Origin of the sequence: Weissella paramesenteroides (assembly GCF_036327715.1) — a bacterium.
GTDB classification, from domain to species: domain Bacteria; phylum Bacillota; class Bacilli; order Lactobacillales; family Lactobacillaceae; genus Weissella; species Weissella paramesenteroides.
On the sequence record NZ_CP130559.1, the window covers coordinates 1,842,714 to 1,866,658 of the forward strand.

A 23,945-nucleotide genomic window follows, 5' to 3' on the forward strand; every position below is an offset into this window, starting at 1 on the left:
AAGCGGTTACAACGTCGAAAATAATAGATTTAGTGGCAAAATGTACCCTTATTTATACTATTTTATGAGCGCTTTTATAACATATATACAAAAAATGATAGGTTAACATCACCTATCATTTTTTGCTTTTAAGTTTATTTTTTCTTTTAAGTTTAGTTTTGAAGATCAGTTTTACTTTTATTCACGAGACTTTGCTAAATCATCAATAATTGTAGACTCCATCTTTTCATATTTTTTGTACATGATAGCTGGAATAATGGCCAAGCCATAAACAATAATCGTAACCCAATTAAATGAAATTTTAATTCCAGTAAGTGCATTCAATGTCTGTGCATGACCAGCAACATAACCGAAAGCTGACATGATTTTACCATTCAAAGCACCAGCAAGTCCCATTCCCATTGACATACAGAATGCTGAACCAACCGTGGTTAGAATTCCCGCAGCATTAACACCATTCTTCCATTCACCATAATCAACCGATGATCCTAGCATAGCGAATGGCATTGAAACAGCAATTCCTGATCCAACGTTTGCAAGTAACCATCCGATAATGACACCAGCAACATTTAAGCCTGATATAGTAATGACAATTTGACCAGCTACAGCTAACGCTAGCCCCATTGCCCAAATCGTACTCTTTGATAGAATTTTATTCAAGAATGGGATTGAAATAACCCCTAATACTTGAATAATAGCAATTGAATTAAACAACGTCACCATGTCTTTACTATGGAAGTAATACGTGAAGTAGTAAACCATAGACTGTTGTCTTCCTTGTTGCGCAACCCAGAACAAGAAGTTACCTACAACAATAATAAACCAAGGCCAGTTACCCTTCATTGCATGAATACTTTGGGCCAAGTTAACTTTGTGACTATTTGGTACGACAACACGTTCACGAATATGATAGAACGAATATAAAGTACCTATTAAATTCAAAATTGCAAAAATAACAACGAAAATTCTAAATCCTAAAACATCATTTCCTCGACCAAAGAAAGCCACCAAAGGAAGAGTTAGTGAATTAACAACAAAGACACCAAGATTTGATCCGACCATTCGCCAAGAATTCAACACGACACGTTCACGTGGCTTAGATGAGATTAATGGTAATACTGTCGTAACAGGAGCATTAATTCCTAAGTAGAGAATTCCATAAATCATATAAATAATGGCACAGTACCAAATCCTACCGGTCATACTTAGGCTCGGAGCCCAAAATAGTAGAACTCCACTCGCTGCATATGGAATAGATAACCAAAGAAAATAAGGTCGAGCTTTTCCATGCTTACTATGTGTCATATCAATTAACGTTCCCCAAACTGGGGCACCAATTGCATCAACGATACGCGCAACAAGCAAAATTGTTCCTGTTGCTGCGGCTGAAATCATTGCCACATCGGTGAAGAAATACATTAGGTAACTATTTACAATAGTTGCAACTAATTGTCCTGCAAAATCAAGATTTGCATAACTACCGCGTTCCAGAATCCCGACTTTTTCCCTAGTTGATCCCTTGGGATATTTAACAAGATCGGGATTAATAATATTTTTATCTGCCATTTTATTTTCTCTCTTGTTCCTTATAACATCCAGAGTATTAATAAATAGAATCGATTCAATCTATTTGTGCACATTCTTATAATAAGGCGTAAAGAAAGCGGTTACAATGTCGCAAAGTATAGATTTGGTGTCAAAAAGTACACTTATTTTTGATTCTTATTTTGCTTATAATTACGCTTTTCTAAAAAAAATAGTGATGAATTATCCTAAGAAAATTCATCACTAAATATTTTTTAAAACTATTTATTTTAGTGTTACATGATACAATCGAGCAATTTTCGACTGACTAAATGACAACTTTAATGATTCATTGTCATAATTAAATGTACTATGAGGTACATTTACTGGATAAATTTGTTCAATTTTATCTACTTCACCATACTTCTTCAAACCTACCTGATAATCTGTCATGTTAGAATTACCTCGCCATACTGCCAAGTACAACTCATGATCACCTTTTAACCCATAAGTAAACCAACCGTCATCTAATTGGCCTAATCCTTCTGGCCAAATAGGTAACATTTCCGGTATTTTCTCACGATACGTTTTATAAGTTTCAATTCCTTCTTTAACTAGTTCTAAACGATGCCCTTTTACTTCATTCAACAAACCGCTTTGATGAATACGTAACAACATCGTATTAACCATATTAAAAATAACTTCCTCATCATCACCAGATTTCAAAGGATATGACCAGATTGCGCATTGTTCAGGAGCAACAACTGAAGACCCTACAGCAGCAATATTACCATTCCGTACATAATCCGTTTGATCTGTCATTGATTGGATACTGTGTCGTTGTAACATTGCATAATCGTGACGCATACCACCACTACCACAGTTCTCAATAACCAAATCTGGATAACGTTCAAAAACTGAATCAATCCACTGCAAATAAGCCCTATTGTGCTTTAAGAGACCATCCCCATAACTATCAGAATTTTGCTCTGTCCCAATACCGGTTGTAATATTATAGTCCATTTTAATATAGCCAACACCATATTGTTCTACTAATCTATCGATTACATCATTAGCAAAATTTTGAACATCTTGATTTGTAAAATCAAGATGATAGCGGTCAGCATCAATTACTCTTTCACCATGGCGCGTAAAGAACCAATCGTCTGGTAATTTATCAGCTAATGGTGAGTTTATACCAACAACTTCAATCTCTAACCATAGTCCTGGCGTCATACCTTGATCTTTGATGTACTGAATTAATTTTTCAATACCATCTGGAAATCGCTCCTTAGAAGGTTGCCACTCACCAACACTATCCCACCAATATCCTGGCGCATACCAACCACAGTCAATAACAAAATATTCACACCCTACTTTCTTGGCCGCGTTGATCAAAGGTATCTCTTTATCAGTAGTTGGGTCTCCTGACAATCCGTTCATATAATCATTAAAAATCACTGGTAGTGCTTGATTATCATCATTAACCCGTCGAATATTTCGACGATAAGTTGTCATCTCATCAATTGCATCTTCTGCGTCTCCCTGAATTTGCCCAAACGCAACTTTTGCTGTTGTAAAAATATCACCAGGTTGAAGTTTTCTCCACCAATGATTATCTAACTCTTCGGGACCAGATAAACGAATTGCTAATAAGTTTCCCCTACCAATATCAGTTAGTTCATAGTGCCAAGCGCCATTATTTTCAATTTGCCAAATAGCACTTTGTTTCGTTTTCGTATTAACTAATATGCCATTTGGAGAATATTCCGATGCCGACCATGATGAATTATTCGTAATGCTTATCCGCTTTGTAGATGCCTGATTTTTTTCACCATCTACCCAATAGTCCAGCCCTGCCGATTTTAATGTCTCTGACTTCCATTGGGCCTCAGCAGTCCAATTATTATGTGGTAAATAGAATACATTGTCCTCTGAATAATTTCCATCTAAATCATCAGCCTGATTAATGCCTGTTAATGCAAAAGAAGAAACATATTCAACGCCCAATGGCGTCTTACCAACATTCTTAATGTCAACCCATGATTTAATAATGGCTGTGTTTTGATATAGCTGATAATAATTAGTTACTTCAAGTTGCTTGTCGGTATCAATTTGTTGAATAACTAATAACTTTCCCTCAGTGTTTGCATGAATTTCATGATTAATGTATTTTAAATCTTTTCCTGGATTTGTATCAACAAAACTAAGTCCCTTATGATGGAAGTTTTTCCCCGTAATTTGTATCTCAGTTAATGTCATATTTTTCTTTAATTCTAAATCTGATCGCGACAAATCATTAGAATTAACAGTTGTCAGAATAATTTTATTATTTTCTAAAACTTCAAAACCTAATTTAGCAGTCTCAGTTTCAACGATAAAGGTATTCACAATAATTCCACCCTTCTTTTTTTAAAAGCATTGCAATATGTAAATTACACCATTTATTGTAATCGCTTTCACAATTTTGATAAATGGTGTATTCTATACGAAAGGTGTCATTTTATCATCTTTTTTTGGAATATACTTTACACAACGTAACATATGGAGTTAATGCTATGTATACAATATCTTGCCTGCCTGTAAATGAACCCGTTTTACATATATCATCTGGTAAATTTCATACAAAAGCTCATTGGAAACATAAATATATGTATCATGATGGAAACTTTGAAGTTATCATAATTATTAAAGGTACTCTCCATTTAAAAATTGATGATAATTTATATGATATTCATGAAAATGAAATTTTTACTTTACCTCCATACCATCATTTGGAAGGATATAAAGAATCTCCAGCTGATACTGAATATTTCTGGTTCCATTTTTTCGTCAAGGCACCTCAATTCGAAACAATCGAACTAGAGGACAATATAAATTGTTTATCAAGAAACGTATTTAAAACTGATCAAATTGTCCTACCAATTCAATTTAAGGTTGAAGACATGGCACAGATATTTGTTTTATCAAATGAAATACTGGATGTATCTCAGAGTAATTATTTTACTCCAATGTCAACAGATTATATCTTAACAACACTACTTATTGAGCTATCTGAACAGTTTTATCAACAAATACATGATAAATCTACTTCATTTAAATCTGAACGAGTTGAAGAAATAAAAAACTGGATTAAAGCCAATTTAACTAGCAATCTTAGAGTAAGTGACATTGCCAATGCTTTTAATCTAAACACACACTATCTTGTTCGTATTTTTAAAAACGAAACAGATTCAACGGTTATTCAATATATTAACCAACTAAAACTAAAACGTGCTCAGGAACTTCTATTACGAACAAAATTATCTATCAAACAAATTGCTAATTTGTCTTATTATTCTGACGATAAGCGATTTATGAAAAGTTTTAAACAAAGCACCTCATTAACACCTTCAGAGTATCGACAAGCTTATGCTAAAAAATTTTTAGATAGTAGCAATTTTGATCCTGAAATACCTATTACGCGAAATATAGATTCATATAGAAAAAAATTTAACGATTTACAACAAGGGGACTAGCAATGAAAAAACATGCACGACTTATTACATTTATACTTCTAATTATCATCATAGATATTATTTTCATTGCCATATCTTCTTTTATGAAACATTAATTGAAAATAAATTAATAAAAAGAAGATAAATCTTTTTGGCTTAAACAAGAGCCGTTTAGATTTATCTTCTTTTTTATGTGTTGAAATTTATTTTTTTATTTTTAAGTTTTAAAAGGATATCAATAATGTTTATATACTCTATGCTTTTACATTAATTCGAATCATATTCCAAGAAAGTGGTTCTAGTTGTGCATCAATGTGGTTTCCATCAATATGCACGGTTTTTAGAGATTCTAAAGTCATAGATTGATCTTCATTTGTTTGGTGTATGCCATAGCCAGCAAATTGTGTTGCTTCCACGATTTGATTCAACTGTGCACTATCAATACTCATGCTAAACTCAGTTTGTTCTTTTGCCTTATTAACAATAAACACTACTACTTCATCCATATCAGAATTATAAACAGCAATTGAGTCTATATAGGGCACTTCATAGTTTTTTGCTTGATACGTGGGAACTGTTTGAGTTGGTGTTAGCGCAACTCCTTGACCATAATTTGATACTTGCATAAATGGATAGAATATAGTTTGATACCAAACAGACGGTGTACCTTCTGTATTTGTCATGATAGGTGCAATCACATTAACAAGCTGTGCTAGGCATCCAATTTTAACACGATCAGCATGTTTTAACAGAGTAATAGCCAAGCTACCAACTAATAATGCATCCTCAAAATCATAATGATCTTCCAACAAGTGCGGCGCCTGAGTCCAAGGTTCTTGTGCGTCATCTGCTCCCATTGAATGGTACCAAACGTTCCACTCATCAAAAGCTAAGTTAATTTGTTTTTTGCTATGCTTACGTGCTTTCACAGCATCACTAATTGCAACAACTTCGGAAATAAAGTTATCAAAATCAACTGATTTACCTAAAAATTCTGCCAAGTTGTCATCAAAATTGTCATAATACTGGTGTAGAGATAAATAATCAACATCATCATAGGCATTTTCTAGAACTGTTTCTTCCCAACTACCATAAGTTTCATTTTGATGATTAGAACTACCACAAGCGACTAATTCAACAGTAGGATCAACCAATTTCATTGCCTTTGCTGTTTCATGAACCAAACGACCGTACTCATGAGCAGTTTGATGCCCAATTTGCCAATCACCATCCATTTCATTTCCAACTGACCATACTTTAATATTAAAAGGATCTTCTGCCCCATTTTTTCGTCGTAAATCACTCCAGTATGTTCCTTTAGGAAAGTTACAATACTCAACCAAGTTGCGGGCTTCATCAATACCCCGTGTTCCAAGATTTACAGCCATGTCTGGTGTAGCACCAACTTTCTGACACCATTTGATAAACTCGTGAAGACCAAACTGATTAGTTTCTACACTACGCCAAGCTAAATCCAAACGTACTGGTCGTTGATCTTTAGGGCCAATACCATCTTGCCAATTATAGCCTGAAACAAAATTACCACCTGGATACCGAATAAGCGGTACCTTCAGTTTTTTAACTGCTTCAATAACATCTTCTCGAAATCCATCTTCATCAGCAGTTTCGTGATTTGGTTGATAAATTCCTTCATAGATACTTCGACCTAAATGCTCTGTGAATGAACCCCATAATCTGGGATCAATTTCAGAAATTTCATTTGTTAAATCAACTGATAACGTAGCTTTCATACTTATCCCCCTATAATTTTCTAGTAAAATTACTCATCCCAACGATATTTTTTAAATCATTCTTTTGCTATGACAGTATCGATATCATCAGACGTTTCAATTGTTGTTAATTTATGCCCTTTTTCAAGGAATATAGCTGCAATCAATGTTATTGCAAATACAATTCCCCCTAAAATAAGATACGTGTGTTGATATCCAATTGCATCATACATTGACCCAGCTGCTGAAGAAAAAATAAAGACCGAAATTTGCTTTGCAAAATTTGATGCCAGAGCATAAACCGTTGCATACAAACGGATATCAAAAGCTTCTGAGATATACTTCATAATTGAAACAAGCAATAATGGCATCTCAAGTCCGGCTAGTAAACGGAAGAACACAATCCAAATCCATGAAGGTGACAATGCTGACCCAACAATCCGTAGGCAAGTTAAGAATCCATAAATAATCAATCCGTTACGGGCACCAATCTTATTAATAATGTATGGCATTGGAATCATTAGTACTAATTCTAATGCAGTTTGTGCAGAGCTCATGTATGAGTATATTAACGTTCCTTGTGCATCTGTCTCAAAGAAAGTTTTAAAAAATACAATAAACTGTTGATCAAACACATCAAACAGGGCTGAAGCTCCCATATAAAATAGTGCTAAAATCCAAAAGTTACGTAGCTTAAAGATTGAGAAGATATCTTTTTTGGTCATCTTTTCATCTTTATTATCACCCATAACAGCTGCAGCATTATCAAAATTAATTTTAGTCGAGAATAACAATAATAACGTCAATAGCACAGCTGATGCGGATGTTGCCCACCAAATTGCATTAGGTTCCCACAAAAATAGACGTCCAGCAACAATCGCAGCAATAACACCAGCAACAGAACCTCCCATACGGGCATGACCATATTCAAATTTATTTGCTAATGAAGCTCGTTCAACATATTGCTCAATAACTGAAACACCACCATTTAGGATAAATGCCAAGAATACACCTGTCACAACCGATACTAGTATTGGACTAATATTAAAAAGTGGCATGAAGAGCCATTGAAAGTATGGTCCAGTTAGTATGGCAGCAACAGCAATTGTTATTAATAGATTTTTCTTAAATACCAACTTGTCCGAAACCACGCCAAATATGGGTTGGAATATTAATGACATACCTGCCATTAATGAGAAAATAATTCCAGCTTGGGAACCTGTGACGTGGGCAACTTTTTCTAACCACAATGTTAAGAATCCATATGTTATTGCCCAAACAAAGAAATAACTAAATTCTGAAAGTGCAAATCCCCAAAAATGGCGACTTTCTTTTACCATATTGCTCATGTTATTACTCCCCTTTTATTGTTTAATTAAATGAAAACGGTACTGGCTTACCAAATGTTGGAAATCCCTCATCATCCCAAGTAAATGGTTGCACCATCGTGTGGCGATTAGGGTCATATAATGGATCCCCTTTTATATCTAAGTAGTTACGGACGTGATACACTAACAAATCAGTTTCGCCATCTTCCGCAACGGTAAATGAATTATGTCCTGGACCATACAAACCGTTCGCCATATCCGATTGGAAAATTGCATGATCAAGCTTTTGCCATTTGTTTGCGTCTAGTACATCGTCATTTTCATCAATCCACAACATTCCCATGGCATAATTTTCATCGGTCGCCGATCCAGAGAAAGTAATAAATATTTTCCCATTATGTTGCAGAACTGCTGGTCCTTCATTTACTGAAAAAATCTGTGTTTCCCAATCAAACTCTGGTTTTGAAAGCATAACCGGCTTGGTTTTAAGGGTCCACGGATTACTCATTTCAGCAATATATAGATTAGAATTTCCTGCAATGGCTTTATCCTTTTGTGCCCAAACATAATACAATTTATCATTATGAGTAAAAGTTGTTGCATCTAAGCTAAAAGTATCTTTGTCAGTGATAATTTGTCCCTTTTCGTGCCAAACTTCTTCACCAACCATTGGATCAGCACTATCACATGCAATACAGTACATGCGATGTGTAAACATACCTAACTCATCTAATGCTGTTGTATCTGTCGCAGCAAAGTAGATGTACCATTTATCATTGATGTAATGTATTTCTGGTGCCCAAATCAATTGACTCATTTCGCCATGATCGTGTTTACGCCAAACCGTCCTTGGCATCGCATGGGCTAATCCATTAATTGTTTTCGCACGGCGAATTTCAATTAAATTATAAGCAGGGACAGAGGCCGTAAAATAATAATAACCATCCGTATGTTTATAAATATATGGATCAGCTCGCTGAATAATTAACGGGTTGATATAACTGTCAGTCATTTTCATACCACCTTCTTAAATTTGTGATTTATTTCTCAACACGTTTATTTTAAATCATCATGCAAGCGCTTTCAATACATTTTTGTTAATCTTTTCAACTAATTTTATGATATAAATAACTATTATGTTGTTTTAAATATGCTAAATAATGCTGTTTGTTTATCTAAAAACAACAATTATGTTATTATTACATTAATAAGAAACGTTTTTGTTATTTAAGGAGTTTATCAATGCAACTAGATATTTCTGATAATTCATTACCCGTTTATAAAGCCCTTGCCAATCCAATGCGCTTGAAAATTATTCAAATTTTATCTCATGAAAAACTCAACGTTAGGGATATTGCTGCTCATCTTGGTATTAGTACAACCATCACACTTAAACATCTGCAAATTTTAGCCGATGCTGGTATTATTGCTTTTGAAAAAGATGGTCATAACAAAATTTCCATGTTGAAAGTGGATAATATCTCAGTTAGATTCCCCGAACGAATTTATCCATCTTTTGATATTCACGAAACTAACATTCCCGTGGGTCATTATACTGACTTCTCCGTCGAACCATCTTGTGGTTTAGCAGGACCAGATGATTATATTGGCAAAGTAGATAATCCTGCCTATTTTATGGATCCACAACGAATCGATGCTGGCATGATCTGGTTTTCTAACGGTTTTGTCGAATATCAGTCTCCTAACTTTTTAACCAAAAATGAACATCTTGAAATGTTAGATCTAGCTGTCGAGTTAGGATCTGAATTTCCGTTTTCAAATAATGTCTGGCCGTCAGATATTACGTTCTACATTAATGATGTTGAAATTGGTACTTGGACAAGCCCCGGTGATTTTTCTGATACACGTGGTAAATACACACCTGATTGGGTACCTGATAACGTTAATCAATATGGTATCCAAAAAATTCTCCGAATCACTGATCATGGGACATATCTGGATGGCCAACCATTCACCCCAATTTCTTTATCTGATATTGATATTTCTAGGCAAACATTTAAAATTCGTTTCGCAATAAAAACTGATGCTGAAAACCAAGGTGGTTGTACCTTATTTGGTAAAGGATTTGGTAATTATGACCAAGATATTAATTTAAAGCTTTTCTATAGTTAAGTTAATAAGATATACAGCAAAGCGGTCAGGACATGCTATTGCTGTCCCGACCGCTTTGCTGTATATCATATCTATGAATTTGTTGTTGACCCACCTTTATAACGTAACAGGCAAGTATATACCAAGGATGCATACTCGTCTTTTTTCCCATTTATTACTAATGGGTGATTACTTAATTGATAGTGGTATGTCTTAGTCACATCAACCGCTTGATTTTTTTGCGATATATTCTTCATAACAATCCGATAATTGCCGGGTTGAATATTTTTATGCAAGCGATAGACATAACCCGCACGATACATTTGGTATCGTTGCTGTGTTTGCTTATTCTCTAGAGCTACATGAACCCTCGAACCCGCATGGACTTGCACTGAAAAATAATTTGCACGTCCATTTAAATCAACATCTTCTGTCATTTGTTTACCAGGCGCCAACATGAATGGCTTTGCTTGGTATTGCGCCGATAATTGACTTCGCTGTGCCGCAATGACCGTATTTTTTGGATGCTCATGGCTCAATCCGATTGCAAATCCTAAACTAACGAAACACAATGTTATCAATGAAGGTACCGCAACTATCCGCAAATCATTAAATCGTCGTTTCCTATTTGTTTTAGGTGCTGGTGTCGCTGCCAAAGCAAACCAAATTAAGGGTAAGATAACCTGTCCATAACGTGTTTCTGCTTCCCAGAGTAGCGTGTGAAATGCTAGATATCCTAATGACGTAACAATAGCCAGCACAGCGACGACTTGTTGACTATTCTGGAAGTCTGGTCGCCATGATAACAAGCGCAAAATCAGGGTAAACCAAAGTACTATCGTCGCAGCCGTATAACTCAGAATAACAATAACCCTAATCGGTTGTGCTATTTGTTGATACCAATTGGGTGCACTACGATAACCACCGTTATACCAGTCCTGAATGCTCCGAACATTAAGTACAACACCTAGCTTTACCACCCATAATTTAACCATGCCACCAACACCTAATTTTTCAAATCGCTTAGGAATCTCCTTTAGATCATATTGTTGGCGCACCTTTTTATTGGGTTGCTGAATTGCTCGGCGTACATCGTTACCACTATACATCCCCTTATGTTGCGCATTTGCTCCCATCAAAATCCAATGACTGACCGGAAATTCATATTTTGTTTCAGTATGAAAATGACTGACTTGATAAATACCATGGGTTGCCGGCACACTTAATCCAAATCCAAATATAATCAGCAATGTTGGTAGTAATAATTTACTTTGTTTCAGTAACTTCTTATGCCACAAAATAAACATAAGAATCAGCAATGCTGGAACTAGTACAATAATGTTTGACTTGAGAAGCATTCCCAATGTACTAATAAATACTAATCCAATACCTGTGAACAGATGATTTTTTTGAGATTTGCCTGGCCATTGCATCATTATGCGCATGATAAGCAATAATATCAGCATACTTGGTAAATCTGAATAAAATACTTGTAAGTAATAGGTATAAGCAAATGGTGTCAGAACAAAAAAGGCAGTTGCACCAATCAATAAGCTTTTACGATGGCTCAACTGCCAAATCGTCCGCAATGACAAAACGATAAAGACATCAAGAACCAAAATACTTAACGTATGAATAGCTACATTTGTACTCAAATGAAATAACTGTGTTAATTGCAACCAGAGAGATATTAAATATGCTAAGGGGACATTATTTGCATAACGCCAAAAATAAGTAATCCCCCATGTCACATGACCCGCTGCCATTTGATCAGCTTGTGATAGGACACGATAAGGATCATGGTATACTGTGTTCGGCATAACTGATAATATAACGATTTGCCCAATGAACATGGCAATTAATCCAATACCCACAATCCATTTGACACGTTTGACTGATAGTTGATTAATACCACCCGCAAAAAGATGTGCCGTCAAGAACAAAATTAAGGTAACAACTAGTACCGCAATCCCTGAATATCTTATCAAATTCCCAAGTGTGCCAATAATCAAACAAATAACCAACACAACTGAGAAAAACATTGGGTAAATTTTACGTTTCATTATTTCCCCTTTTTATTAGTCCTACTCAATAATCGTTTGAATTGTATAACGTGGTCGACCCTTTACTTCATTGATCACTTTACCAATATATTCGCCAATAACCCCTAAGCTAATCATTTGAATCCCACTCACAAACCATAACGAGACCATCAGGGATGACCATCCATGCTCCGTCAATCCTAAAGTTTTCATCACAATAGCGTATATGACCATCCCAATTGAAAGGAGGCAAGCAAGGACGCCAAGACATAAAATTAAACGGACAGGAGCAATCGTCAAGCTTGTAATCCCTTCCCACGCGAATGACAACATTTTTTTCAATGGATATTTAGACTCACCCGCTAATCGTGGGGTACGTTTATAGTCTACTTCACCCGTTTTAAAGCCTAATTTTGGAATAATACCTCTAATAAAAAAATTACGTTCTGGATAAGACAATAAAGTATTCACAGCCCGCTTAGACATTAATCGGAAATCAGCATGGTTCGGTACTAATTCAACTCCTAATGCGTGCAATGTCCAGTAATATCCCTGCGCGGTCGTCCGCTTGAACCAAGTATCGGACTCACGGTTATTTCTTACGCCATAGACGATTTCGTCGCCGTCCATCGCCATAGAGACCATGTCTAATATTTTTTCAGGATCATCCTGTAAATCAGCATCGATTGTCACCAGAAAGTCAGCTGTTTTAACGGCTTCTTGCAATCCTGCCAACAGCGCTGCTTGATGACCAAAATTACGGGAAAATTGTAATCCACGAATACGTGGGTTTTCCTTATGTAATTTTTCTACCAATGACCAGGTTTGATCCGTTGAGCCATCATCAACGATGACAATATCAGCACGCATTCCCAACATATCGGCATGTTGCTCGGCAACCTGATCTTCAATAGCTAACAATCGATGAACAGAATTTACTAAAATTTCTGATTCATTGAAAGCTGGTATAATGATCGTTAACTTTTGTATTTTCATAATGATTTCATCCTTTCTGGCAGAAAACGCTGAATGAAGGTTTTTATTGGTACTTCATATGCAGCGCACAACAACCAATAGCCTGTCGCTAAAATCACACTGGCCAGCACATCTGATCCAAAATGATCACGCAAGTAAACTCTCGATACAGCCACGAAGCCAATCCAAACAATCCCAATCAATCTAACAACTAATTTATTTTCCTCATCATGAATTTTCGGTAGTAATAAACTTAAAACCGATAAGACCAAAATCGTCGTACAAAATGTATGCCCACTGGGGAAACTAAACCCTGTATCTGGTACTAATTGATTAATTGGTCGTGGACGAGCAACCACTTGCTTAACTATTTCAGTAATGGCAGACCCAGATAGTTGAATGCCACCCAACCAGAGACTTGTTATGACTTGCTTTTTAAAAAACAACCAAACACATAACAAAACCGTTAAAATAATGACTGTTAATGGACTACCTAAAAACGCCACGATGTTAAAAATTGCTGTATTCAAAGGAAGGTAAGCATTTGCCATCAACTGTGTTACTGACGAATCAAATGCATTCACCCAATCTGAATTAAATGCCACGCTAACGGCCAGAATAATAAAAATAACTAATAATCCTGTACCGAAAAGTTTTTCCCGTCTATTCGTCATCAGCTACACCCCTCGATTACGTATTGCCATAATAAGAGCTGGTAACAATGAAATAACGATAATCGCAATCATGATTAATTCAAAATGAGCTTTAACAATGGCAATATTACCAAAGAAATATCCCGCACCAACTGCAACTGCCACCCATGTCACACCACCTAAAATGTTATACTTCGCAAAATCACGATATTTCATGTGGCTAACACCCGCTGTAAACGGGATGATGGTTCTAATAATTGGCATAAATCGTCCTAAAAAGATAGCTGGCTTACCATGGCGAGCAAAAAAGATTTCTGATTGTCTTAAATATTTTGGCTTAATAAACCGACGTAATCTCTCATTACGCATAATATATGCGCCAAAATGTTCACCAATTTCAAAATTCAAGGAATCACCAATTACCGCAGCTATACTAAGTGCTAGTAACAAAATCCAAATATTCAAGGAATGATTGCTCATTGCGGCAAGTGAACCACATAAGAACAATAGCGAATCACCTGGTAAAAAGGGCAATATCACAATACCGGTTTCAATAAAAATCAATGCAAACAGACCAACATAAATCCAACTACCATATTGGCCAATTAAATCCGGCAATAATTGATTTAAATTTGGCACCAGGCTTGTAATTAATAAGACAGACATATATCTTCTCCTTTATGTTTAACTTTCTCAGTTATCGATATTTAAAGGATAAACAACTTTTGCAACCCGTCCCATCTACAGAAAATAAATCAAAAATGAAATTTTTTCAGATTTAATTGGCTAATCATTACTAATACAACATCTATTTCTGAATAAAATTCAGATTAACTAGTCACACAAAAAAAGTTTCTCAAAAAATTTGAGAAACTTTTTTGTCAACGATCATGCGATATGTGCAGATATCGTCAATATAAAAATACTACCTTGCGGATGATTATCTTTCACTTGGATGGTCCCGCCCATCAATTTAATCAATTGATCAGCAATTGCCAACCCTAATCCGGTACCCTTTACCGAACCTCGAACTTCTGCGCTACGATAAAATCGTTCAAAAATATGTGTTTTATCTTCATCACTGATACCTTTACCTTGATCTTTAATCGTAATGACATAATTACCCAGTGAATTTGTTTCAAGCTGAATTTCAATCGTACTATCTTCAGGTGAATATTTTGATGCATTTGTCAGCAAACTATTTAAAATTTGATCAATCGCATTTGCATTCCCAATCATATGTACATCTGGTTTAATGGTCATTATAAATTTCTGTGGGAACGTGTTGTTGAGCTTTTGAACAGCATACGTAACCGTGTCACTTAAATCGATATCATGCACGTCCAATACCAACTGATCTGCTCGTGACAATGCCAATAATTCATCAATCAATTGTTGCATTTGTCGTGATTCATCTGTGATATAACGTACAGATTTCTCAATAATTTCCGGATGATCTTTACCATGTCGCTCAATTAATTGCGCATGGCTTCTGATTGTCGCAATCGGTGTCCGTAACTCATGCGCCGCATTCATCACAAATAACTTTTGTTGTTCCTGCCTTTTATTAAGCATTGCTAATAATTCATTAAAGTTCGCCGCTAATTCAGTAACCTCTGTTGGTTGTTCAGGAACTGGTAATCTCATTGACCCAGGCTCTTTAGCAGACGCAATGACCTTAGTATTCTGCGAAAGATCAGCTATTGGATTTGTGAGACGTTTAGTTAAACGACGAATGTATAACGGCATAACAATTAGTGTTACACCTAAAAGTATCGCTGTTACTAAAATCACACGTAATAATACTTCCAATTGCGAATGCATACTCTGCCAAAGTGTATAGTAAATGCCCTTAGCATGAACGACACGATGATACAAAAAACCAAACGCTGGACGATAATACAGATTTGGAATAAATGGTACTTTTACAGGTTCAATCTGTAAAATATACTGTGCATTTGGCGAAAAATAACGTTCGCGTTTCGCATCTTGTCGTAAATTATGCACATAAACATAACTAGCACTAGTATCCAATGTGTTATTACGACGCCATTCCTGCCAATCATCGTCGCCATCAATATTTGCTTTTTTTAGACTAGTTGTAATGTGATCGGTCGTCTGATGAACTTCTTCCAGCAGTTGGTGGCCAACGGCAATAATAATGCACACACCTAAGGAAATGGTCAATATCGACACCATTGTAATTAAGTTACGTAGCATAATCGTTGCACTCGATTGCTGTTGTTTTCTATGATTCATCATAGGATTCACCTAGCTTGCACATTTTGTGACAGCATATAACCAATGCCACGTACAGTATGAATTAATTTTTGATTACCAGGGTCAGCATCAATTTTTGAACGTAAATTTCTAACGTAAACATCTAAAATATTTGGTTGACCTTCAAAATCAACACCCCAGACTTCATCTAGTAAGCCATCACGAGAACAAGCCTCATCTTCATTAGTAACAAGGACAACTAATAATTCATACTCTCGTTGCGTTAATGGAATAATTTTATCATGACGAGACACCCGTTTTGTGGTCGTATCAACAGTTAAATCCCCAACTGTATAAACTTTAGCTTGATGATCTGTTTTCTGACTATGCCTTAAACTAACTTCAATTCTGGCCAATAATTCTTCTACTTCAAAGGGTTTAGTCATGTAGTCATCAGCACCACCAGTTAACCCCGCAACCTTATCACCGATATAATCACGGGCGGTTAGCATAATAACTGGTATTTGACTATTTTTCCTAATTCTTCGTAGTACACTGAATCCATCTAGTTTTGGTAACATCCAATCTAAAATAATCAAGTTTAATTCTTGTTCGTGCTCATGAAATAAATCCAACGCTTCTTGACCATCTTTTGCCCAAATCACAACCATATCTTCCAATTCGAGTTCTGTCTTTAAAGAATCTGCCAATCCTTCTTCATCTTCAACCAGTAAAATTTTTGTTTTCAAGATTTGCCTCCAATTGAGTTAGTCAAAATAAACGTTATTTTTGTATTATAGTATGCCACATTTTGAAACACATGCCATAACTGCTGATACCAACGCATTTACCTTTTTAATAAGATAAACTAAACGAGTTAAGTATGCCACTAGACAAAAATAAATGAAAACTAAATTTTTTTCAGATTTGTTAGTTCAAATTGACATGCTTCTAATTAAGAAATTTTTAGAAAAAAAGTTGGCACATTTTCTCTTTGTCCCAACTTCGTCAAGTATTAATAGATAATTATGCTGTTATTTCATCAGCTGTCATTGGTCGAACTCTTAACGCTGACCAAGCTTCATTCAATGCAATTTGGGAATTTGGTCGCCAATTATACTCAGCTATTAAAAACCGTATCTTATCTCGGTTTAATTCCACCTGATTTCCCTTTCTATAACAAATCCAAATAATTGCATCATCCTTTAAGTCACTAATTTCTGTTGTCATGATACGAGATAGCTCATCTTTAGTAGATACTGGAATTAATACAACATCTGCATCCACAGCTGATACTATCGTTGTTTCAATTTCTAAATCTTGTGTAACAGAAGGAAAATCCTCATAAGTATCCCCATTTATTAGCCCAAGTGTACTTTTATCTTTAACCCCAAGTTTTTGTGCTGCCGTTCTCATAATAAATTCTTCCTTTTTTTCGGGCAATTATACCATGTAACAGACTGACTGAAGTAAAAATAAACTCAAAATTTTGCCCGCCACCCCATTATAAGGTAATTATTAATTTCATATGTTACTATGTGGCATAGCTTGAAAAGTGCGCATGCTTAGTTCGGCAGAAAGGAGTCAACATTGAAATTTTTAAAAGGTATTATTTTAATCGTTGTCGCTGTTTTTGTCTATAATTGGGCTAAAACGCCAGCTGTTAGTCAACAAATTAATAATCAACTAGTCACTTTAACGACCGATTTAAAAACCTGGTCAGAAAAAATCCCTTTCTTAGTTGATAGTAAAACCGAAACACATTCTGACTCTCAGAATTCAACATCAACTGACAATTCTGGCCTAGAGTCTATCGTTATCAATAAGAAATTATCAAATACGTATACCTACTATTTTGATAATAACGTTCCATCAGAAACTCGCCAAATATTCTTACAGGCAATTGCTGTATACAATCAGACGGGTATCGTTAAACTAACTGCTGAAAAACAAAACGAATCAAAAAACACTTTACGTCTTGGTATTTATAATAAAACAGCCAGTGATGCCAACAATATGCAGGAACTAGGCATCGGTGGGCCAAAAATTTATTCACAATATGGTCTGATTAGATCTGATTACAACCATGGTAAAGCGACACTTAACACTGCTTATCCAGCAAGGCTCTCTGCCGCCATTCATGAAATTGGCCATGCACTTGGGCTAGATCACACCCAAAATAAAGACTCCGTCATGTATCCTGTTGATCAAGGTAAAACAACCTTATCTGCACAAGATGTGGCTAATCTGAAAAAAATTTATCAATAATATAACTAACAGTGAGTTATATTATTGTTTCACATGGAACATACATGATAAAAAAGCTGAGGCGTAAATGCCCCAGCTTTTTTTAAATACTACCCATTTATCCACCAGTCACATAAACGGTTTCACCTGTCACATAAGTCGCATCCGCCGAAGCTAAATACACATAGGCGCCTGCAACTTCTACTGGCTGACCTGGTCGACCCATTGCTGTATTTTTACCAAGCTCAGGAATCTTTTCTTGTGGTTGACCGCCTGCAATCTGTAAAGGTGTCCAAATTGGTCCAGGTGCTACACAGTTTACACGAATATGTCTCGGTGCCAGTTGTTTTGCCAAGCTCTCAGTTATATTACGAATAGCTGCTTTGGTACTGGCATAATCAACCAAATATGGCAGAGGCTTCTTAGCTTGTACTGAGCTTGTTGTAATAATGCTACCATTTTCATTCAGATGTGGTAATGCTGCCTTAATTAACCAAATGATGCTAAAAACATTCGTTGTATAGGTATCAACTAATTGATCTGTTGATAAATCTTCAATATTGAATACAGCATGTTGCTTACCTGCTACGAGTACCAAAATATCAAAATCACCAAAAAAGGATACCGCATGTGCAACCAATTCTTGACTAAAAGATTCCTCTCTAAGATCACCAGGCATAAGTAAAATACGACGACCCAATTTGGTCACACTCTCTTTAACATCTTGCGCATCGGACTCTTCCTCTGGCAAATAATTTAAAACGACATCAGCACCTTCATGAGCATATGCAATCGCCACTGACCGACCAATTCCTGAATCACCACCTGTAATCAATGCCCTTTTGTCCTGTAAGCGATTATGACCAATATAGCTCTTACTACCATCATCTGGAATGGGAATCATCTTGCTTTGTAAACCTGATCCAGATTGTTCTTGTTTAGGCAAGTCATTTTGTCCACTATCAGTTTCATTCATACTTTTTGTCATCGGCAAACCTCCTGACAAACATTCTGAAAAATAAGCAACACTACTTTTTCTTGATCACTAATTATATGCACTTTATCATTTTCAATATCAAACATCAAAATTTCGAATTTTACAAGCTAAAATAGTTAGTTTGCATAATGCTGAATAATATTATTTAAAGCTTCTGCACTGCCAATGTCATTTCTATCGTAATAACTTTTAAATCTGTCATCTCCAACATACATTTCACCAATTCCCTTGTGGATTACTGGTGAATAATTGGGTAGTGTATAACTCAACCAATGTTTGTGCAGATTAAATATTTCTTGTGCTAATTCACTATTAACATCTACCTGTGTAAGATATGTTTTTAACTTATGAAAAAGTAATTCTTCCGTTGATTTCATATCTTCTAATTCAACTTCTGTTAATTGCAAAAACTTTCTGTTAGCTGTTTTAACTTCATCTTCACCATATTTTTCTCGAATTTCTTCGCCATACTGTTGCTCATTTTCTAAAATCTGTTTTTCTTTAAATGCTGTAAATTTCTCAGTATCTGCCATTTTTATTTCTCCCCGATAATATTTCATTGTCTTTTCTATACTCGCTATTAAATTTTCAATCCGCACTTTTTTCATCAGAAGTTTTTGATAATGTTTTTTCAAAGCACGTTCGACACTGAAATTTGGTTGATCTAAAATCAATTTAATATCTTCTAATTTCATGTCTAACTCCCGATAGAATAAGATTTGTTGTAGTCGATTAATTTCTTTTTCACCGTAAAATCGATAACCAGACTCGTTAGTTTGTGCCGGTTTTAATAGCGAAATTTCATCATAATATCGTAAAGATCATAATATCGTAAAGTGCGAGTACTAACGCCCGATATTTCAGCTATTTTTTTAATCGTATATAACATATGTTATTCCCTTCCTTTCATCATAAATAAATGATAAGGGTTAACGTAACGTGAAGGTCAACTAAAAAGGTTGGAACATCTTCTTTTGTCCCAACCTCTAGTTTCAAAATATTTTCAGTTATTCAATCTGAGTACCACGGGTTTCTTTACCCATAGCCAAAATCACAATAATCGCAATAATTAAAGCAACGCTGAAAATACTAAATATATGTGCAAATGTAAAATGTAAACTCAAAAAGAAACCAATTGATAGCGGTCCTAAAATACCACCTAAACGACCAAACCCTTCAGCAGCACCATTGGCTGTTGCTCTAATAGATGTTGGATATAACTCAGGTGAGTAAGCATACATGGCTCCCCAAGCGCCTAGATTGAAAAATGATAGTAGCATCCCCGATATCATAATCATTGTTAAACTAGATGAGAAGCCAAACACTGTTGCAAAAATTGCCGTTCCTGCTAAAAATGAAGCAATCACTGGCTTGCGACCCCACTTTTCAACTAACCAAGCCGAAGTAAAGTATCCTGGCAATTGTGCTAGTGTCATAATCACAACATACCCAAAACTATTGACCATGCTAAATCCCTTACCGACTAACACACTTGGCAGCCATAGGAAAATACCATAATAAGAAAACATAATCATAAACCAGGCAATCCAAAGCATAATCGTTTGTTGACGATGTTCTTTATGGAACAATTGCGCTAATTTTTCACCAATTGATGCCTTAGAACTTTGTGAAAGAGTGTTTTTCTGACGATCACTAGGTAAATGACGTCGCAGAACTAACACATAAAATGCTGTCAGCGCTGAAATAACTAATGTTATTCGCCAACCAAATTTTGGCATGACAAAGTAAGCTAACAAACTAGCAATTAACCAGCCAATGGCCCAGAAACTTTCCAATAGTACAATAATCCGACCACGTCGCTCTTTAGGTACACTTTCCGATACAAGCGTGGATGCAACTGGTAGTTCACCACCTAATCCAACACCAACAAAAAAACGTAAAATAATAAAACTAACAAATCCCACTGTTAAAGCAGATAAGCCTGTCGCAATTGAAAAAATCAATAATGTTGCCATTAACATCATCTTACGACCCTTTTGATCTGCTAAAGCCCCAAATGTTAAGGCCCCAACTGCAAGGCCAATCGAATTAACTGATCCAATCCAACCAACTTGTACCGAAGATAATTGCCATTCTTGTTGAATCGCAACCAAAATAAATGATAATAAACCAACATCCATGGCATCAAATAACCATGCCAACCCCGTAACTGCTAACAGTTTCCGTATCTTACTCATAACGTTCCACAATACTGATTAATGTACAACCAGTCTACTCCCATCTAGGTGTCTTGACACCTTTCAATGGTTAAATCATAGCAACGTGGGGGTGTCTTGTCAACCTAACTAATTTTCATATAAAATGTGTAATTTTCTCAAAGCTGTTTTTGCTTTTTCTAAATCCGCAACTTCTGCATATTCAATTTTGTGCATATGTAGCCCATTTGTCAGTGTAGATAGTGGTTCACCACTCGTTTGTTTCAAATGATGGATAAATTGCTTCACATCAGCATTAGTTTGAATCGCTAATTCACCCTTTAACAATCCATAAACCGGATGATCTACTTGCACATCTGCCACAATGACCCCTGCATCAACTAAGGCAGTAAGTTCTTGTTCAATTTGATCAGCGGTATGTTGTACAACTAAAATCGTATGATGTGGTTGGTTCATTTGATATCGATATCCTTGTGGCGTTGCAATGATTTGCTCGCCTCTTGCTCGCAACAAAGCAATATCACCCACGATCGTCTGGCGTGATACATTAAATTGTTTGGCAAATTTGTTTGCACTAATAACTGTATCAGGATTACTTAGCGCTGCTTTAATTGCTTCCTGTCGTTGAATACCAGTCATGTATTTACCCCTTTAATTCTTAATCTCTTACGTATAAATATAACCCGAACAATATGATATGCAAATCATTCTGTTATATTTTTTAAATCTTTAAATAACAAGCACTAAAAAATGATAGAATAATTAAAAAAAGTTAATATAAATTCGGAGGATACAATTATGGCGGTTATAAATGGTTATGAATTAAGTGAACGGGAACAGTCTTTAAATGTTATTAATTTACCATCATTGGAAAATTTAGCTAAATAAATTTTACCAAAAGGTGGCTTTGAATTTATCAGAGGTGGTTCAGAAGATGAATGGACTTTGCGCGAAAATACAATCGCTTTCGACCGGGTTCAAATTCTTCCACATGTATTATCAAATATTAGCGAACCAGAAACCAAAACCAGTATCTTCGGTTTGCAGTTGGACACACCACTTGTCATGGCACCAGCGGCAGCACAAGGTATTGCACATATTCGTGGCGAAGCCGCTACGGCAGAAGGTATGGCCGCTACCGGATCACTAATGACACAAAGTACATACTCATCAAAACTAATTGCGGATGCTGCTGCCGCAGGACATGGTGCGCCTCAATTTTTTCAACTATATCTTAGCCAAGATAACGATCTCAATAAATTTTTATTAGATAAAGCCAAAGAAGCCGGCAGCAAAGCCATCGTCATCACGACCGATCTGACTGCTGAGGGCTATCGTGAGGCAGACATAGTCAACGACTTTCACTTTCCACTACCCATGGCCAACTTGGAAGATTATCAAGTCGGATTAGGACAATCAGATGCTGGTGTCGGTCACGGTAAGGATGTGTTCGACAATGAAGCCCATCAAATTGGTGTTTCTGATATAAAACGTATTATTGATTACACTGATTTACCTGTGATTATAAAGGGTATCCAAACTCCTGAGGATGCCCTACTCGCAATCAGCGCTGGTGCCCAAGGTATTTGGGTTTCTAACCACGGTGGTCGTCAATTAAATGGTGGTCCCGCATCATTTGATGTTTTAAAAGGAATTGCCACAGCAGTTAATCATCAAGTGCCAATTATCTTTGACGGTGGTGTCCGTCGAGGATCACACGTTTTTAAGGCATTAGCAGCTGGTGCTGATTTAGTTGCCTTGGCTCGTCCAATTATTTACGGTCTAGCCTTAGGCGGTGCTCAAGGCGTAACGGATGTTGTTAATCATTTAAACCATGAACTAAAAATTACCATGCAATTAGCTGGTACAAAAACAATCGCCGATGTCCAGCATACGCAATTATTTAAATAATTAAAAAATGAAAGAGCCCGCAATCTACCAACTAGAAATCGGTAGCATTGCTGGCTCTTTTTTAAAATCATATGCTTTAGGAAACTATTTTCACCTTGTCATTCATGAATTCGCTTATTCAGCCAATGCCAAATCAGTGTATTGAATGAGTTCATTCTGGTGTTCATCAACAGAATGTTCATCAATAACATAATTAAATTCTGTTAGCATTTGTTCAACATCGGCTGGATCTTTAACAACAATAGTTATCTTTGGACCAATATCTGATGTTGTAAAATAGCCATCTGCTGATTTTTCAAAAAATATCTTCCCTTTTAGTGGCAAAACGGTCATCATAGTTGCGATTGAAATACGAGGTGTTAGTGTCATGACAATTATCCTTTCAAAGGAAGCCTGGTGTTTCCTTTTTAATTTTGCGATTAATTTTAATTACTTATTCTAAGTATAGCAGATTTTTACCAACTATTTAAGCGCTTACATTTTAAGTGTCAATCAATAAAATAAGCGACTACTCATCGAATCGTTCGATAAA

General features: G+C 35.9%; 20 protein-coding genes and 1 pseudogene. 4 read left to right on the forward strand and 17 right to left on the reverse strand.

The features are described from left to right. Nucleotides 1–177 precede the first annotated feature (177 nt). Both QRX23_RS09260 and QRX23_RS09265 read right to left on the reverse strand, forming a co-directional pair. Nucleotides 178–1,566, reverse strand: coding sequence for an MFS transporter (locus tag QRX23_RS09260; protein ID WP_330155389.1), 1,389 nt, complete (start codon nucleotides 1,564–1,566; stop codon nucleotides 178–180). A 243-nt stretch (nucleotides 1,567–1,809) separates the two neighbouring features. Further along, on the reverse strand, nucleotides 1,810–3,915 hold the full coding sequence (locus QRX23_RS09265) for an alpha-galactosidase (RefSeq protein ID WP_330155390.1): 2,106 nt from the start codon (nucleotides 3,913–3,915) through the stop codon (nucleotides 1,810–1,812). 167 nt (nucleotides 3,916–4,082) lie between these two features. Between QRX23_RS09265 and QRX23_RS09270 the strand changes: the two genes are divergently transcribed. Next, nucleotides 4,083–5,042 carry an AraC family transcriptional regulator gene (locus QRX23_RS09270; RefSeq protein WP_150177118.1) on the forward strand — a complete coding sequence of 320 codons (960 nt, stop codon included), beginning with the start codon at nucleotides 4,083–4,085 and terminating at the stop codon, nucleotides 5,040–5,042. A 233-nt stretch (nucleotides 5,043–5,275) separates the two neighbouring features. On the opposite strand, the gene arfA is transcribed toward QRX23_RS09270, so the two are convergent. The 3 genes from arfA to QRX23_RS09285 are packed head-to-tail and all read right to left on the reverse strand — an operon-like array spanning nucleotide 5,276 to nucleotide 9,097. Beyond that, entirely contained in the window at nucleotides 5,276–6,772 is a 1,497-nt protein-coding gene (gene arfA, locus QRX23_RS09275) for an arabinosylfuranosidase ArfA (protein WP_330155391.1), read from the reverse strand. A 56-nt stretch (nucleotides 6,773–6,828) separates the two neighbouring features. Next, nucleotides 6,829–8,100, reverse strand: coding sequence for an oligosaccharide MFS transporter (locus QRX23_RS09280; protein ID WP_150177122.1), 1,272 nt, complete (start codon nucleotides 8,098–8,100; stop codon nucleotides 6,829–6,831). Between the two features lie 22 nt (nucleotides 8,101–8,122). Further along, the gene (locus QRX23_RS09285; protein ID WP_408068648.1) at nucleotides 8,123–9,097 is read right to left on the reverse strand and encodes a glycoside hydrolase family 43 protein; all 975 of its coding nucleotides are present in this window, start codon (nucleotides 9,095–9,097) and stop codon (nucleotides 8,123–8,125) included. Between the two features lie 224 nt (nucleotides 9,098–9,321). On the opposite strand from QRX23_RS09285, the gene QRX23_RS09290 reads away from it, so the two are divergent. After that, nucleotides 9,322–10,212, forward strand: a complete 891-nt coding sequence (locus tag QRX23_RS09290) for an ArsR/SmtB family transcription factor (RefSeq protein ID WP_330155393.1) — start codon at nucleotides 9,322–9,324, stop codon at nucleotides 10,210–10,212. Nucleotides 10,213–10,283: 71 nt separating this feature from the next. Here the strand turns inward: QRX23_RS09290 and QRX23_RS09295 are convergent, their stop codons facing one another. The 7 genes from QRX23_RS09295 to QRX23_RS09325 form a co-directional block, all read right to left on the reverse strand. After that, nucleotides 10,284–12,254: a hypothetical protein gene (locus QRX23_RS09295; RefSeq protein ID WP_330155394.1), complete on the reverse strand. Its 1,971-nt coding sequence runs from the start codon at nucleotides 12,252–12,254 to the stop codon at nucleotides 10,284–10,286. A 21-nt stretch (nucleotides 12,255–12,275) separates the two neighbouring features. After that, a complete protein-coding gene (locus tag QRX23_RS09300; protein WP_330155395.1) occupies nucleotides 12,276–13,229 on the reverse strand; it encodes a glycosyltransferase family 2 protein in 954 nt (317 codons plus the stop codon). Then, nucleotides 13,226–13,882: a phosphatase PAP2 family protein gene (locus QRX23_RS09305; RefSeq protein ID WP_330155396.1), complete on the reverse strand. Its 657-nt coding sequence runs from the start codon at nucleotides 13,880–13,882 to the stop codon at nucleotides 13,226–13,228. Before QRX23_RS09305 ends, QRX23_RS09300 begins: the two co-directional genes overlap by 4 nt. Before the next feature lie 3 nt (nucleotides 13,883–13,885). Next, nucleotides 13,886–14,527 carry a VTT domain-containing protein gene (locus QRX23_RS09310; RefSeq protein ID WP_330155397.1) on the reverse strand — a complete coding sequence of 214 codons (642 nt, stop codon included), beginning with the start codon at nucleotides 14,525–14,527 and terminating at the stop codon, nucleotides 13,886–13,888. A gap of 222 nt (nucleotides 14,528–14,749) precedes the next feature. Continuing rightward, nucleotides 14,750–16,120, reverse strand: a complete 1,371-nt coding sequence (locus tag QRX23_RS09315; protein WP_330156144.1) for a sensor histidine kinase — start codon at nucleotides 16,118–16,120, stop codon at nucleotides 14,750–14,752. A gap of 8 nt (nucleotides 16,121–16,128) precedes the next feature. Beyond that, nucleotides 16,129–16,830 (reverse strand): response regulator transcription factor, encoded by a 702-nt coding sequence (locus tag QRX23_RS09320; RefSeq protein ID WP_330155398.1) that lies wholly within the window; start codon nucleotides 16,828–16,830, stop codon nucleotides 16,129–16,131. Nucleotides 16,831–17,107: 277 nt separating this feature from the next. Further along, nucleotides 17,108–17,497 carry a hypothetical protein gene (locus QRX23_RS09325; RefSeq protein ID WP_330155399.1) on the reverse strand — a complete coding sequence of 130 codons (390 nt, stop codon included), beginning with the start codon at nucleotides 17,495–17,497 and terminating at the stop codon, nucleotides 17,108–17,110. Nucleotides 17,498–17,671: 174 nt separating this feature from the next. Here QRX23_RS09325 and QRX23_RS09330 point away from each other — a divergent pair, with 174 nt between their 5' ends. Then, nucleotides 17,672–18,349 (forward strand): matrixin family metalloprotease, encoded by a 678-nt coding sequence (locus QRX23_RS09330; protein WP_330155400.1) that lies wholly within the window; start codon nucleotides 17,672–17,674, stop codon nucleotides 18,347–18,349. A 97-nt stretch (nucleotides 18,350–18,446) separates the two neighbouring features. Here the strand turns inward: QRX23_RS09330 and QRX23_RS09335 are convergent, their stop codons facing one another. From QRX23_RS09335 to QRX23_RS09350, 4 genes and pseudogenes are all read right to left on the reverse strand, one after another. Continuing rightward, a complete protein-coding gene (locus QRX23_RS09335; protein ID WP_330155401.1) occupies nucleotides 18,447–19,316 on the reverse strand; it encodes an SDR family oxidoreductase in 870 nt (289 codons plus the stop codon). Nucleotides 19,317–19,441: 125 nt separating this feature from the next. After that, a pseudogene (locus QRX23_RS09340) lies at nucleotides 19,442–20,214 on the reverse strand (MerR family transcriptional regulator). 118 nt (nucleotides 20,215–20,332) lie between these two features. Then, the gene (locus QRX23_RS09345) at nucleotides 20,333–21,523 is read right to left on the reverse strand and encodes an MFS transporter (protein WP_330155402.1); all 1,191 of its coding nucleotides are present in this window, start codon (nucleotides 21,521–21,523) and stop codon (nucleotides 20,333–20,335) included. A 108-nt stretch (nucleotides 21,524–21,631) separates the two neighbouring features. Then, entirely contained in the window at nucleotides 21,632–22,141 is a 510-nt protein-coding gene (locus QRX23_RS09350; protein ID WP_002828213.1) for a transcription repressor NadR, read from the reverse strand. Nucleotides 22,142–22,447: 306 nt separating this feature from the next. Between QRX23_RS09350 and QRX23_RS09355 the strand changes: the two genes are divergently transcribed. After that, nucleotides 22,448–23,413 (forward strand): alpha-hydroxy-acid oxidizing protein, encoded by a 966-nt coding sequence (locus QRX23_RS09355; RefSeq protein WP_408068649.1) that lies wholly within the window; start codon nucleotides 22,448–22,450, stop codon nucleotides 23,411–23,413. Between the two features lie 114 nt (nucleotides 23,414–23,527). Here the strand turns inward: QRX23_RS09355 and QRX23_RS09360 are convergent, their stop codons facing one another. Beyond that, nucleotides 23,528–23,782 (reverse strand): hypothetical protein, encoded by a 255-nt coding sequence (locus QRX23_RS09360; RefSeq protein ID WP_002828216.1) that lies wholly within the window; start codon nucleotides 23,780–23,782, stop codon nucleotides 23,528–23,530. Nucleotides 23,783–23,945: the final 163 nt, after the last annotated feature.

Coding starts and splice junctions, on each gene's coding strand:
- QRX23_RS09335 (WP_330155401.1), bottom strand. CDS start 19,316: ATGACAAAAAGTATGAATGAAACTGATAGTGGACAAAATGACTTGCCT.
- QRX23_RS09345 (WP_330155402.1), bottom strand. CDS start 21,523: ATGAGTAAGATACGGAAACTGTTAGCAGTTACGGGGTTGGCATGGTTA.
- QRX23_RS09285 (WP_408068648.1), bottom strand. CDS start 9,097: ATGAAAATGACTGACAGTTATATCAACCCGTTAATTATTCAGCGAGCT.
- QRX23_RS09360 (WP_002828216.1), bottom strand. CDS start 23,782: ATGACACTAACACCTCGTATTTCAATCGCAACTATGATGACCGTTTTG.
- QRX23_RS09260 (WP_330155389.1), bottom strand. CDS start 1,566: ATGGCAGATAAAAATATTATTAATCCCGATCTTGTTAAATATCCCAAG.
- QRX23_RS09280 (WP_150177122.1), bottom strand. CDS start 8,100: ATGAGCAATATGGTAAAAGAAAGTCGCCATTTTTGGGGATTTGCACTT.
- QRX23_RS09270 (WP_150177118.1), top strand. CDS start 4,083: ATGTATACAATATCTTGCCTGCCTGTAAATGAACCCGTTTTACATATA.
- arfA (WP_330155391.1), bottom strand. CDS start 6,772: ATGAAAGCTACGTTATCAGTTGATTTAACAAATGAAATTTCTGAAATT.
- QRX23_RS09295 (WP_330155394.1), bottom strand. CDS start 12,254: ATGAAACGTAAAATTTACCCAATGTTTTTCTCAGTTGTGTTGGTTATT.
- QRX23_RS09290 (WP_330155393.1), top strand. CDS start 9,322: ATGCAACTAGATATTTCTGATAATTCATTACCCGTTTATAAAGCCCTT.
- QRX23_RS09300 (WP_330155395.1), bottom strand. CDS start 13,229: ATGAAAATACAAAAGTTAACGATCATTATACCAGCTTTCAATGAATCA.
- QRX23_RS09350 (WP_002828213.1), bottom strand. CDS start 22,141: ATGACTGGTATTCAACGACAGGAAGCAATTAAAGCAGCGCTAAGTAAT.
- QRX23_RS09325 (WP_330155399.1), bottom strand. CDS start 17,497: ATGAGAACGGCAGCACAAAAACTTGGGGTTAAAGATAAAAGTACACTT.
- QRX23_RS09305 (WP_330155396.1), bottom strand. CDS start 13,882: ATGACGAATAGACGGGAAAAACTTTTCGGTACAGGATTATTAGTTATT.
- QRX23_RS09310 (WP_330155397.1), bottom strand. CDS start 14,527: ATGTCTGTCTTATTAATTACAAGCCTGGTGCCAAATTTAAATCAATTA.
- QRX23_RS09315 (WP_330156144.1), bottom strand. CDS start 16,120: ATGAATCATAGAAAACAACAGCAATCGAGTGCAACGATTATGCTACGT.